This is a genomic window from Acaryochloris marina S15 (genome assembly GCF_018336915.1).
GTDB classification, from domain to species: Bacteria; Cyanobacteriota; Cyanobacteriia; order Thermosynechococcales; family Thermosynechococcaceae; genus Acaryochloris; species Acaryochloris marina_A.
In genome coordinates, this window is record NZ_CP064923.1 from 5006262 (window position 1) to 5019633 (window position 13372).

General features: G+C 46.6%; 12 protein-coding genes. 4 read left to right on the forward strand and 8 right to left on the reverse strand.

Annotated features, from left to right (window positions below):
* Positions 1-2: 2 nt before the first annotated feature.
* The 7 genes from lptC to I1H34_RS22905 form a co-directional block, all read right to left on the reverse strand.
* Positions 3-1136, reverse strand: coding sequence for an LPS export ABC transporter periplasmic protein LptC (gene lptC / locus I1H34_RS22875; protein ID WP_249369527.1), 1134 nt, complete (start codon positions 1134-1136; stop codon positions 3-5).
* 21 nt (positions 1137-1157) lie between these two features.
* Positions 1158-1790 carry a LabA-like NYN domain-containing protein gene (locus tag I1H34_RS22880; RefSeq protein WP_212663202.1) on the reverse strand — a complete coding sequence of 211 codons (633 nt, stop codon included), beginning with the start codon at positions 1788-1790 and terminating at the stop codon, positions 1158-1160.
* Between the two features lie 116 nt (positions 1791-1906).
* Entirely contained in the window at positions 1907-3505 is a 1599-nt protein-coding gene (gene metG, locus I1H34_RS22885) for a methionine--tRNA ligase (protein WP_212663203.1), read from the reverse strand.
* 166 nt (positions 3506-3671) lie between these two features.
* A complete protein-coding gene (locus I1H34_RS22890) occupies positions 3672-4130 on the reverse strand; it encodes an ATP-binding protein (RefSeq protein WP_212663204.1) in 459 nt (152 codons plus the stop codon).
* A gap of 159 nt (positions 4131-4289) precedes the next feature.
* Positions 4290-4490 carry a hypothetical protein gene (locus tag I1H34_RS22895; RefSeq protein ID WP_212663205.1) on the reverse strand — a complete coding sequence of 67 codons (201 nt, stop codon included), beginning with the start codon at positions 4488-4490 and terminating at the stop codon, positions 4290-4292.
* Positions 4491-4565: 75 nt separating this feature from the next.
* Positions 4566-5765, reverse strand: coding sequence for an MlaD family protein (locus I1H34_RS22900; RefSeq protein WP_212663206.1), 1200 nt, complete (start codon positions 5763-5765; stop codon positions 4566-4568).
* Between the two features lie 49 nt (positions 5766-5814).
* On the reverse strand, positions 5815-6603 hold the full coding sequence (locus I1H34_RS22905; RefSeq protein ID WP_212663207.1) for an ABC transporter ATP-binding protein: 789 nt from the start codon (positions 6601-6603) through the stop codon (positions 5815-5817).
* Positions 6604-7010: 407 nt separating this feature from the next.
* On the opposite strand from I1H34_RS22905, the gene I1H34_RS22910 reads away from it, so the two are divergent.
* Positions 7011-8543, forward strand: coding sequence for a pentapeptide repeat-containing protein (locus I1H34_RS22910; protein WP_212663208.1), 1533 nt, complete (start codon positions 7011-7013; stop codon positions 8541-8543).
* Here the strand turns inward: I1H34_RS22910 and I1H34_RS22915 are convergent.
* Entirely contained in the window at positions 8520-9278 is a 759-nt protein-coding gene (locus I1H34_RS22915) for a HEAT repeat domain-containing protein (protein WP_212663209.1), read from the reverse strand. The genes I1H34_RS22910 and I1H34_RS22915 overlap by 24 nt on opposite strands.
* Before the next feature lie 127 nt (positions 9279-9405).
* Between I1H34_RS22915 and I1H34_RS22920 the strand changes: the two genes are divergently transcribed.
* The 3 genes from I1H34_RS22920 to I1H34_RS22930 all read left to right on the forward strand — a co-directional run bounded on the left by I1H34_RS22920 (position 9406) and on the right by I1H34_RS22930 (position 13371).
* Positions 9406-11208: a proline--tRNA ligase gene (locus I1H34_RS22920; RefSeq protein ID WP_212663210.1), complete on the forward strand. Its 1803-nt coding sequence runs from the start codon at positions 9406-9408 to the stop codon at positions 11206-11208.
* A 302-nt stretch (positions 11209-11510) separates the two neighbouring features.
* A complete protein-coding gene (locus I1H34_RS22925; protein WP_212663211.1) occupies positions 11511-12116 on the forward strand; it encodes a GerMN domain-containing protein in 606 nt (201 codons plus the stop codon).
* 91 nt (positions 12117-12207) lie between these two features.
* Complete coding sequence (locus I1H34_RS22930; RefSeq protein ID WP_212663212.1) at positions 12208-13371, forward strand: hypothetical protein; 1164 nt, start codon at positions 12208-12210, stop codon at positions 13369-13371.
* Position 13372: the final 1 nt, after the last annotated feature.

The following is a 13372-nucleotide window of genomic DNA, read 5'->3' on the forward strand; positions in this document are numbered from 1 at the left end:
CCTTAGGGAACGATTTCAACTACAGCTTCTCCCCCTTCAACTTCTAAGGTTTGCTCCCGTAAATTACCAGCAGCCTTCGTACCCGTCATGCGCATCCAAGGTTGCAGCTGTTGGTACACAAGCTGGCCTCGGGCCTGGACCGTCTGAGTTGCCATATTCCAGGTAAGCGCCTGGGCTCGCAACTGAGCTTGCTGAGGTAACCCTTGAACCTGGACCTGATCTTGTAGATGGAGCGTTTGAGACGCTTCTAACCTGCCCTGTTTCGCTTGAGCAGAAATACCTTGATATTGAACGTGCAGGCCTCGGGGACTATGCCACTTATCTTCTGTCAGACTCATCACTAATCGGGGACTCTTGATGTGCATCTTAGACTCTGAGGAGCGGATCTCGACGGCTTCATCGAACACAAGCTGTTGAGACGGCAAAAGCCAATTAACGCGTTGAGCTTGGACGTGCTGCCACTTGTTCGATGTGAGGGGCTGATCCGCACTGGGCTGCACCGTCACCCTGGCGGGGATCATGCTGTGAGCAGACAGGGTCTTTTGGCGCGGAAGCCAATTAATTTCCTGAGCTTGCAACTGTAGATTTCGATTGAGCCAAGTGACAGTAACAGCACCTGATAAACGAGATTGCCGGGTCTGGGTAGACGCCTGAAACCGCTGCCCCTTCATTTCAAACTGGGGATGCTGCAGGAGGACCTGCTGTTGAGCCATAAGCTGCCCCGTTTTCGGGTGCCACTGAATACGTTGGCTTCGCAGAGTTGTGCGATCTCGCACATTCTCGACAACGATAGGTCCCTGAAGCTGGATAAAGTGAGAGTATTGATGAACCTGACCATGAGGAGCCTGCAGCGAATAGATCGGTTCTTGCTTGTGATAGAAGGTCCCCTGAATCTGCTTGAGTTGAACTACCTCACCAGCGACCTCAACTTCTTCGGCCCGTAACTGCCATAAGAGCTGCCCAGCAGGATCAGTGCGCTTGAAGATAGCCTGATGCAGAGACGTTTGAGGTTGCTTGGGGACAGGACGCCTAAATATTACAGGTGCACAGCCTGAAAGGATAAGACCAAGCAGGCCAACAAGATAAATATAGGCTCCATATCCAGCGTTAGCACTGACAAAAAAGAGTCTTGTCAAAACACTTGGAGCACATGAGTATTAGTCAAAAGCGGGATCAGCAACTTCTTCCGTCTCGGGCTCTGAAATTGCAATCCCTGATAAAGGACGATACGTATAGCCGGAGCGAGAGGCTTTTTGAATATCGCCTTTAATTCCTTCTAAATCGATGTAGCGATCGGCAACGTTGATCAAACTATCGCTGGTCATAGAGCGTAAGCTAACAACTTCTACTCGAATCCCGCGATAGCTGACGGCATCCACAGCATAAGCTAGGTCGCCATCTCCACTCACTAGGATCGCTGTATCGTAGCAACCCACTAACGACATCATGTCTACGGCGATTTCAACATCCAAATTAGCTTTCTTAGAGCCATCTGGAAGTTGAACCAGTTCTTTCGTAATAACGCGATAACCATTGCGTCGCATCCACAGCAAAAAACCTTGCTGTTTTTCATTCGTCGGATCCACTCCGGTATAAAAGAAGGACCGCAACAAGCGTGAGCCACAGGTCAAACGACACAACAATTTGGTGTAGTCAATCTCAATGCCTAACTGCAGAGCAGCATAAAAAAGGTTAGACCCATCAATAAAAATAGCAATACGCCCACGGTTTTCGAGCACTTGCTCTGCCGAGAACACAGGGTTCTGATCCATATTTGGATTGATAATCATGGAAATTAAAGCCTCGGATATCTAAATAATGCAGGTTTCTAAAATAGATTGACTAAAGTGATGCAGCACCCTTAAAAAAATTTCAAGTGTGAAGAGTAAGTCTAGATAGCAAAACGCTAGGGTGCTGCAGCTTGTAAAGGCTCTAATTTTTGGAACACAGGTTGAGGAGTGCCTAACACTTGATTGGTGGGTAACCCCCCCCATCTGCTATGAATAGCATGTAAGGCTGCCCCATCCTCACCATGGTTAACATTCAAATCAAGCTTGAACCCTAGCTGTTGATAAATCTGTGTACTCAAGTTAGGGGTAACTGGAGTAAGCAGATATGCTGACAGTCTAACTGATTCTAAAACTGTGTAAAGGATCTCATTCACCAAACCCTGCTCACCTTGTTTATAGAGAGACCAAGGCGCTTGCTCGTCTATGAACTGGTTTCCAGCTTTGACAAGACTCAGAGAAATATTACAGGCTTGACTAAAACTTAAGCTTTGGTATGCTTTTGCAACTTGATCTGCCGCATCCCGACCCAGTTGAGCTAAAGGATGATCATCAGGTAAATGTTGAATATTAATCTCGGGAACCCGGCCATCACAATATTTAACTGCCATTTTGAGGGTGCGATTGAGTAGATTGCCTAAGCTGTTGGCGAGATCAGCATTGACTACATCAATAAATCGAGTTTCATTAAAATCACCATCACGACCGAACTCTAGCGCTTTCAGAAAATAGTAGCGAACTGCATCAGCACTATAGCGATCGACCAAGTCGACTGGATCGAGGGTATTTCCCAGACTTTTCCCCATTTTTTGACCATCTTTGGTTAAGAAACCATGACCGAAGACACGATCAGGTAAGGGAAGATCCGCTGACATCAACATGGCCGGCCAATACACCGCATGAAACCGAAGGATATCTTTGCCGATTAAGTGGAGATTGATCGGCCACCATTGACTGAATGCGTTCTCTAAAGTAGCTTCTGCATCTTCTTCGAGCAACGCCGTGACATAACCGAGTAAGGCATCGAACCAGACATATAAAGTATGCTGATCATCAGTCGGGACAGGAAATCCCCAATCTAGGTTGACCCGAGAGATGGAAAAGTCTTGTAGTCCTCGCTCAACAAAGCTGAGGACTTCGTTGCGGCGGCTGGTGGGTTGAATAAAATCAGGATGATCGGCAAAAAATTTAATTAGGTCATCTTGATACTTCGATAGACGGAAGAAATAATTCTGCTCGTCTCGCCACTCCACTGGACGCTTATGGATGGGACAATGCTTTTCTTCTAGAAGATCTCGTTCTTCTTTAAATTCTTCACAACCGACGCAATACCAGCCCTGCTGATGCCCTTGATAAATATCCCCTTTATCCCATACGCGCTGGAAAAACTCGTTGACAATCTGAGCATGGCGAGAACTGGTGGTGCGACTGAAACGATCGTATTGAATATTGAGGCGTTGCCATAGATCTTCGAATCCAGCAACGATTTCGTCACAGTGGTCTTGTGGTGCTTTATCCCTCTGTTCGGCAGTCCGCTGAATCTTTTGGCCATGCTCATCCGTACCCGTGATCAGCAATACCTCATGCCCTTGTAAGCGATGAAATCTTGCGATCGCATCTGCCGCCATCGTGGTGTAGGCACTACCAATATGGGGTAAATCATTAACGTAATAGAGCGGTGTAGTCAGCGCAAAACGCTGGGTTTGGCCGGAAGTCATAGGCTAAGAATAAAAGCATTGTGGTTGCCGACCTCCATCATACATGAGCTATTTATGAACGGAGTTTATACCTAATTATGACGGTTTTAATAGGTATAAGCACATCCTCACCAAGGCAGAGGATCGCCAAACCACCTTCAGGACTCAAGCGTCTTGAGAGAAAGGCTCAATTCTGCCATGCGAGCTGTTTATCAGCTTCAGATTTTATTGCTTTGAACAACCTAAGCTCCGTCCCATCACCGTTCCAATACACCTGATCAAAAATCTGGTGGAGAATGTATAAACCTCGTCCACATTCGCAGCCTGCATCAGGAATATTTTGTGGGGGCGGGGGCATCTTGCACTGATCCGGAGGAGTAAACCCTGCACCTTGATCAGAAATAATCCACCAACCCTGAGAACGGCTGATTGAAAAATGCACAAAGATGGTCTTGTAAGGATCCAACTTGTTACCATGCTTCGCCGCGTTAACTAACGCCTCTTGCAGGCCTAACCTGAGTTCTGCCTCTTCGGCAACAGGAATATCCGCAAGGAGGCAGTCTAAGATTGGACAAAGATATAGAGTTGATGCGAAGCTGACTTGCTGCCATCGATGGGCACTGGGCGGAAGCGAAGAAGCAATCACTCAATTAATCCCATAGCTATGTTCTAGATTGTCTAATGGGGGATACGCCACTGCACAAATTAGATAGATTGAAAAATCGGATTAATGAAGTTAAAAAGCTGCTAATTAATTATTTAGAGATATCTCACCTACTACTAATATAGCTAATAGCCTTAGGATTTACAATATCCGGCCGCTACTACCCCAGCAAGAAATCCAGTGAGAACAAGCATCCCAGCCCAGCTGAAGCGTACTAATCGGGGCTGGCAACATCTCCCCCCGAGAATCTAGCACCTGGACCAATACCAGATAGCCAATTCCTAACAGCAGTGCGATCGCACCGGTAATAACGGCAGTCCACTGGGAGCGATCAAAAGACATAGAAATAGGTTGCCTGCAACTGAGAGGAATCGTTTACCCCCTTCACCGTAACATTCGCAGGCTGGCAGGAAACAGTCAATTCTGAGGGAGCGTCGATTGAGGTTCCGATCGAGGAAAAGCAGACGTGAGCGGAGCCTTCTGAGACCCTTGCATTTGTTGTTCCAAGTCCTGGCTAGAAGATAGCAGCTTGCCCAACCCGTTAATTAAGCGAATTAAATTTTGCCTCACCTCTTCATTGCCGGTAATGTCTTTAAGATCCGAGGTGATTTGGCTGGCATTATCCAAAGTCTCTCGAGCCGATTTCAATGTTTGGCGCAACTCCGACACAGTGGCAGGATTATTCACATCCGTCGTCAAAAGTTTGAGAGTTTCAGAGGCTTGAGCACCATTAGCCGCCAAGGTTTCTAGGTTATCTAACAGCTTGCCTTGTTCAACCCGGCTGAGCAAAGGACTCAAACGAGTCACCACAACCTTCAGCTCTTGGCTCGTCTCTTGCAAGTTCTGCAGGGAGGTAACTAAGGTGCCTTTATTCCCCTTCACCAGGGTATTCACTTCACCCCCTAATTGATTGAATTGTTGCGCTGCTGCCGTCACCGATTCAGCAGCAACACCAAACTGTCGCAGCTGTTTACGGGTATCCAAACTGAGCTGGGTCACACTGCGGGCAGCACGAGACACATCCGTTAGGGCAACCTTCGTATCTTTACTGAGTTGGCTAATATCTTTGGACGCCTGAGATAAATTATTGAGGGTAGCCTTTAAATCTGTACCTCCTAATTGCGTCGCGATTTGCATCGTGGCACGAATGAGTTCCTCCAAGTTATTACCGGAATCCCCTGTCAGACGATCCCCTTGACATAGAATCATTCGAGGATCACAGTCTGGCTCAAATGGACTTAAATCTTCTAAAGAGGCATCACTGAACTCAACTTCAATCGGTCGAAACTCTAAGGCAGCCTGTCCCACAAACCCTGACTGGCTCGTCTCAACTTTTGTTTGTCGAGGAATCAATACGGTACTAGACGTGATTTCTACTTCAACCACCACCCGATTTGCCTGGGGCCGCATTCGCGTAATATGCCCTACCTTTACCCCTCTAAACTTAGCCGGACTACCAATGCTTAACCCTAAAGCATCCGCTAACTCCACTTGCAAAGTGTAAGCTTTACCGCCAAAGTTAAAACCACGCACCCAAAAAATTAAACTCGTTACGAGCCCTAGGCCAAAGATTACTAGCAATCCCACTGTCCCTTCTCGTACCGCTCGCGTTCTCATACTGCCCCTCATCGGTGACGTTAGCTAACTATTATTCGGTGTTCTCGTGCTACAAGTAATCTCCCACCAAGTCCATGGGGCCTTGCACACTTCCACTCATAAATTGCTGTAGATAGGGATTATCCGACGTCTCGATTTCATCCCAAATCCCTTGCCATTGCACTTGACCTTGATAAAGCAGTACCAATCGTTTGCCATTACGGCGAATCGTACTGTTTTGATGGGTAACAATGGCATAGGTCTCACAGCCAGAAGAGCGTTGTAGTTCTAAGATCAAATCTTCGATCATGGTAGAAGCAATGGGATCGAGGCCTGCCGTGGGTTCATCGTAGAGCAAAATTTTAGGATCATCTAAGTCATCATCTGGATTATCCAAAATAGCTCTGGCAAAACTCACCCGTTTCCGCATACCTCCAGACAATTCTGCAGGATAGAGGTGCCCAATACCAGGTAAACCCACCACCTCTAATTTTTTATCGACTAAATCTCGAATACGTTGCCTCGGCAAAGCAGAATTCTGGTACAGGAAAAACCCCACATTCTCTTCAACCGTCAGGGAGTCAAACAACGCTGCCTGCTGGAACACCATACTCATACGAATAGGGTTATCGAAATTATCTAAAGACCCACAGCGGCGTTTTCCATTGATATAGACTTCTCCTTTATCAGGCGCAAGCAAACCCGCAATGATTCTGAGAATCGTTGATTTGCCAGTCCCTGAAGGACCTAAAATCGCCAGTGCATCACCTGGATAAACCGTGAGGTCCGCCCCATTCAACACCACATGTTTACCAAAGGCTTTAGAAATTCCTTTGAGTTCAATTAAGGGCTCAGCCATAAAAAAACAATCAGAGATGCCCAAAGAAACTGCGTCTTGAAGCTATTACCACTGTAATCTACCTTCCTTACCGTAGCCTAGGGAGAAGCTTAAAGAGAGATGAAAAGTGATTTATAGGGGAATGCTAGCAAAGTTTCACATATTGACCGAGTGCTAAGCGCTGAATTCAAGGCTCTATGCCTGAAACCTGAATGAAAAATATAAAAATAGGGCAAAATAGACTTGTGATCTATATTACATAGAGATACTAGCTAAACCTAATTTAGAGGTTTTAAAAGGATAGTTAGTATTGAGGTAAAACTATTTTGAAGACTGTGGTTCACCGGGGGATGACAACGAGTCAATCCACAGACTCAAAATATAGAGGTTAAAGACACTGATGACTATTCATTTGCTTATCCCCCGCTATGGCCAATACTAACCATGTCCGTATGATTAAACGTGGTGTTAATCATTGGAACCAGTGGCGTAAACAAAATCCTAGGGTCAAACCAGATTTGAGTGGTGTAGACCTGAGTGAACAGGATTTAAAAGACATTAATTTAATCAATGCTAATTTGAGTCGGGCTAATCTCAGCTTGGCCAATCTCAGTGGTGCTTTTTTAGCCGGTAGTGATCTAAGTGATGCCTTCTTGAGCGAGGCCAATCTCAGTCGAGTTAATTTCAGCCGAGCAGATTTAACGAAAGCAGATTTGAGTTTTGCCCGGTTACAGGGGGCAACGCTGATTGAAGCAACCCTGTACCAAGCCATTCTCATTGAGGCTTGTATGGTACAGGTTATCTTTCCCTACGCCGATTTAAGACAGGTGAATCTGAGTAAAGCAGACTTATCAGAAGCCAATGGGATTAAGGCTAATTTGACCCAGGCTAAGCTGGATTCAGCCCAATTACAGCAGATCAATTTAAGTCGGGCTTTTATGAGTGAAGCCAGCTTAAAAGGCGCTAACTTAAAAGGCGCTAATTTGAGCAAAACAGACTTGAGTTTCTCTAACTTAAGCTCTGCCCTATTACGAGATGCCAATTTAAGTAAAAGTATTGCGATTGAGGTGAATTTTAGAGGCGCTGATTTACGCAACACTAATCTCAAGAACGGACAATGTGTAAAAGCGAACTTTAGTCGAGTCGATGGTTGTGAAGTAGACCTGTCCTTTGCTAATTTAACAGGTGCCGATCTGAGTGAGGCCGATCTGCAACAAGCGTCACTCAAGGAAGCAAATCTACGGGACACCAACTTAACTCGCTGCCGCCTGTTTGGTACCAATTTTTCCGCGGCTACCCTGACTGGGGTTTGCTTGGAAGATATAAGCCCTAATGCCACCACAACCTTAGTAGATGTTGTCTGTGACTATGCCTATCAACGCAACAATCAGCAGGAACGCATCCCCCAAACAGGTTGTTTTGAGCCCGGGGAAGTGAAATACTTTTTTACTGAAGCTCAAGCCACGCTTACCCTGGGGCTACCTAAGGATGTCCATTGGGCCGCGTTAACTTACAGTCTCCAATGGTTACAAACCCAACCAAGCTGCCAGCCCGTCAAAATTCAGCGGTTAGAACATAATCCAGATGGCACCATTCTGCTGCGATTGACTACCGCAGCAAGCATTGATAAAGAACGACTACAACTTGATCTTTGGCGAGTCTATGAAGAAACATACATGATGCTTGAGCCCGAGGATGGTCAGCCCTTGGCAAAGCCTTTACCCAGCATTGATCCGCAACAATATGGTCATCACGAATCGATTAACCGCTTATTTGATTTCCTAACGCTGATGATGGAGGCTATCACCCCCAACGGAGCGGTGATTAATAACCATGACCTTACGGTCCCTAGCAATGGAACCAATATCAGTCATAGGCCAACATTCCAGGAACTCTCTGCCACTAATCCTCTACTGCAGGGAGAGATGGCGGATACCTTACAACAACCCCATACTCTCTAATTCTTCTATCGCCTGTAGTCCTGTTGGATCTCCAAGCTTGAGTAAGGAACTCTTGGCATCCTCTTGAACACCCAGATCGCCATCACTGAGGGCTTTGATCATGGCTGCAATCGCTTGATCATAGAGATTGCCTGTTACCAGCACTTTGCTCAATTGTCCTAGAGACCAAGCACAGTTACTGCGGACGGGAGCCATGGATTCAGTTTGTAGGGCATGCATCACAGCAGGGATAGCAGCAGCAGCGACATCAGCATCGATTTCGGAGAGTTGTCCCAGAGAACTGGCAGCCCAGAGGCGAACAGCTGAGATGTCATTCTCAAGAGCATCCACTAAAGGGGCAAGGACTCGCTGATCTCGACAATTGCCTAAAGCCCACACAACCCCTTTACGAACATAGCCATTCCAATCTTGATTGAATTGATGGATCAGGGGAAGAACAGCTGTATCACTAGGGTTTCGCCCCAAAGCGTAAGCTGCACTGACCCGAACTAGAGGACAGGCATCAGCTAACAATTGAATCAAATAAGGAATTGCTCTACAGTCTTGCAACTCACAAAATGCTCTCGCTGCGATCATGCGTTGCGTCACATCAGGCGATGCTAAGAATTGCAGCATCTCTTCGACATCTGGCTTTGCCGCTTCTGCCGCAGGATCATCGACTGCGGCCATGTGATCCAGCGGACTTTCTAAATTGTCCTCGTTGTCTAGGAGGCTGAGGTCTTCTTCGTTATACATAACTGTAACTGTACAACACTGATATACCCCTGTTTTAGACAAAACTGGGATTGATTGCAGGACAAGATTAAAGTCATAGTCTAATCGTCTAGACTGATAAGGCAAAACTGAAGCTTAAGAGGACACCATGCGGCTATCTCAAATGCTGTTTGTGACGCTGCGAGAAGACCCAGCGGAAGCAGAAATCCCCAGCCATAAATTACTCTTGCGGGCCGGGTATATTCGCCGAATAGGCAGTGGGATTTATGCCTATTTACCGTTGATGTGGCGCGTGTTGCAAAAGGTGTCTCAGATTGTCCGGGAGGAAATGGATGCGACTGGGGCTCAAGAATGTTTGTTGCCTCAGATCCAACCCGCTGAGCTATGGCAAGAATCAGGTCGATGGGAGACGTATACGCAAGCAGAAGGAATCATGTTTGCCTTCCAGGATCGCCAGGACCGGGAGTTGGGGTTAGGACCAACCCACGAAGAGGTGATTACTGCGGTCGCTAGAGATATGATTCGATCCTACCGTCAGTTACCTTTAAACCTTTATCAAATTCAAACCAAATTCCGCGATGAGATTCGCCCTCGGTTTGGCCTGATGCGGGGACGGGAGTTCATTATGAAGGATGCATATTCCTTCTCGACGGACGAGGCCGATCTCAAAGCTATTTACAGTAAGATGCATGACGCTTATTGCAATATCCTACGGCGATCTGGCTTAGCTTATCGGGCCGTAGATGCAGATTCTGGAGCCATTGGCGGCTCTGGATCCCAAGAGTTTATGGTATTGGCTGAAGCTGGAGAAGATGAGGTTCTCTACACGGAAGATGGCAATTATGCCGCCAATGTCGAGAAAGCAAGTTCTCTGCCCACAGATGCTCAGCCTTCTCCATTTAAAACCTTTGAAAAACGAGAAACACCCGGAACCGATACCATTATCAAACTCTGTGAGTGCTTACAATGTTCTTCCACTCAGGTGGTGAAAACAGTTCTTTATGAAGCGGTGTACGACAACGGTCAGACGATCTTGGCTTTAGTGAGCCTTCGCGGCGACCAGGCGGTCAATGAAGTAAAGTTGCAAAATGAGATGGTCAAATTAGGGGAATTGGTGAAAGGCAAAGCCTTAATTGCTTTGAATGTTGCGGAAGGAGCGACCAAATGGGCTAGCCAACCGCTACCTCTAGGCTATATCGCTCCTGATTTAGCAGATAGCTATATTCAAAAATCCAAACAGGTGCATGGTAAGTTTGTCCGCTTAGTGGACCAAACTGCTGTAGAACTCAAGGATTTCGTTACGGGTGCCAATGAAATTGGGTTCCACACCGTCGGGAGCAACTGGAAAACTGATATTCCTTTACCGGAACAGGTGGTAGACATCCGCACTGCTCAGGTGGGAGATCGAGCCGTACATGATGCTAAACAAACCCTGCAAACAGCTCGTGGCATTGAAATTGGTCATATTTTCCAGTTAGGTACCAAGTATTCCCAAGCATTAGGCGCAACCTATACCAATGAAGCAGGTAAAGAACAGCCGTTAGTGATGGGCTGCTATGGTGTCGGAGTTTCTCGCCTGGCCCAAGCAGCAGTGGAACAGTCCTATGACAAAGATGGGATTGTCTGGCCGGTTGCGATCGCACCGTATCACGCCATCATTATTATTCCCAATGGCAAAGATAGCGACCAGGTTGAAGCTGCTGAGAAACTCTACAGCGAGCTCAATGCCGCAGGCATAGAAGCCTTGCTAGACGATCGGACTGAACGAGCGGGTGTTAAATTCAAAGATGCCGATTTAATCGGCATTCCCTATCGAATTGTGACGGGACGATCCTTGAAAGAAGGCAAAGTTGAGATAGTTGAACGAGCCACCCATGACGCGCATCAAATCCCGTTAGATCAAGTTTTACCCACCCTTAAAGAATATTTAGCGAAAGCCATTTCTACTTAAGGATTCTGTCCTGATTAGCCCCTACTAGAAGTCCCAACCTTTGGAACTTCATCATCTGTAAATCCGTCATTATATGGGCTAATTCTGGGACAATAGTTTTGACATTTGCTGTTATCTAAACTCAAGAGCAGTTATACCAGTTTCTTTAATCGAATAACGTGAGTTAAGGGGTACTATACGGTGTCATTTTGCTAGAGTGTCCACCGGCAAACCCAGATTAAATTCCTTGAGTTAGGCTAGACTTGATGGCCCCCTGTTCTCCCGAACTAGATCGATGTATTCATAGAGGATGAAGTCCAAAAATGGCACAACTACGGTACCAAAGTAGGCGGTTCTGGGGAGGGCTGGTTGGCATCACCTTAGTGTTGGGAGGGTTTGGCTGCCAGCCACAACAGACATCAACAGAAACGAGTCCCTCGCCTACGGTTTCTCCTCAACCGGAACAAACCGATCCTGAACCTGCTGTTGCCAAACCTGAACTGGCGGTTTATTGGATTGCCTATAAAGATCAAGAGCAACTGGTATTAGAACCCACCAAGCTACCACTAGATAATTTAGAGAACGCCACGTCTGAGGAACAACTGACCGCCGCTTTCAAACGGCTGTTGGAGGGACCGGCAAATGCCGACAAAACTAATGCGATTCCTGAAAAGACTCAGCTGAATAGCCTGAAATTAAAAGATGATGGTGTTCGCATTGATTTGTCTAGGGAATTCACCACCGGCGGTGGGACCAAATCGATGCAGGCTCGCCTAGGCCAGATTGTCTACACCGCCAGTAGTCTTGATCCAAAGGAAGCCATTTGGATCTCCATTGATGGAGAGCCCTTAGAGGTTTTATCCGGTGATGGACTCATCGTTTCACAACCGATGACCCGCAAGGAATTTGAAGACAATTTTTCTCTTTAAACAAATCGGTCTTTAGCTGACATCCATGAGTTTATCGGGCCTCTGGGAATCCTATATATAAGCGCTTGGTCTGGGTCTAGATGACTTGACCTTGGGTGAGCAGCATTCTCTACCGTGGGATCAGTTTACGGATCACTCTTGTGCCGCTCATAATAACGATATCCCCATTCTCCATTCCAGAACCAAGTCTATGATGGTGTCTAAAAGCCCCGAAGAAAAAAAGCGGGAGCAGCAGCGCATGCAGGATGTATTAGTCCTGCTACAACATTTAACTGAAAATGAAGAAACCACGATCAAGCTGATTATTGAGTGCCTTTACGATGTGGGGGCCGTTAATTTCATTAATAAAAAGGTTCAAAACGATTCTATAAACCAATTCACTAAGACCCTGGCAGGAATGTCAAAGCCTATCGCTAAACGCTATGGCTACTACTGGTTTAAGAAAAATTGTCCTGAATTAATTGTGAATTGGCTAACGCGGAAAGTCGCTTTCCCTACCCCAAAAGCCAAAACCGTTCAGCCGCAAGAGACGGCCCCCAAGGTTGACCCCGCTCCGATCTCGACAGACAAAGCATTCCCAGCTGATCAAACACCTCCAAGCCAGTTAGACGAGACTTCCATCCCAGAGGAATCGGCCACATCTGCAGGAACGGCTATCCTCCAAGGGAAAGCACCTGGCATATCAATCGCTCCCATGAACGGTGCAACAGACAGGCAAGAAGACCAACCCCAGGTAATAGCCTCTTCTGCTGATGGTTTACAAGCTGAGCCACAATCCTCAGGCAGCGAGAATGCCGTTGATCAGCATCCTCCAAACTCACCCACCTACGGAACAGATACAACACCAAACAAAGCAGCGGAGCCTGAAGTAGAAAGCATCTCTATAAATCCGCTTATATCAGCCGAGTCTGCTGCTCCAAGCGAACCCGAGTTCCCTATAGAGAATCAACCATCATCTGATACTTTGCCAACATCGATGGAGAAAAACATCACCCAAACTCGTCCATTAAAAACTCAAAACAAAGTATTGATGGAGTCGTTTAAGGTTACAGCTTTGCCAACACCAATGGAGCAAAAAACGACTCAAATTCGTCGATTAAAAACTCAAAACAAGGTATTGCTGGGGTCGTTAGCAGGAACAATTTTGGCGGGTGGATTAGCGATTTGGCAATTACATGCCACTCAGCAAAGTGCTTTACAGCTCCACCAATCCACACCGTCATCCATTGTGCCTGCTAGCCAATCCGTAAAGTAAG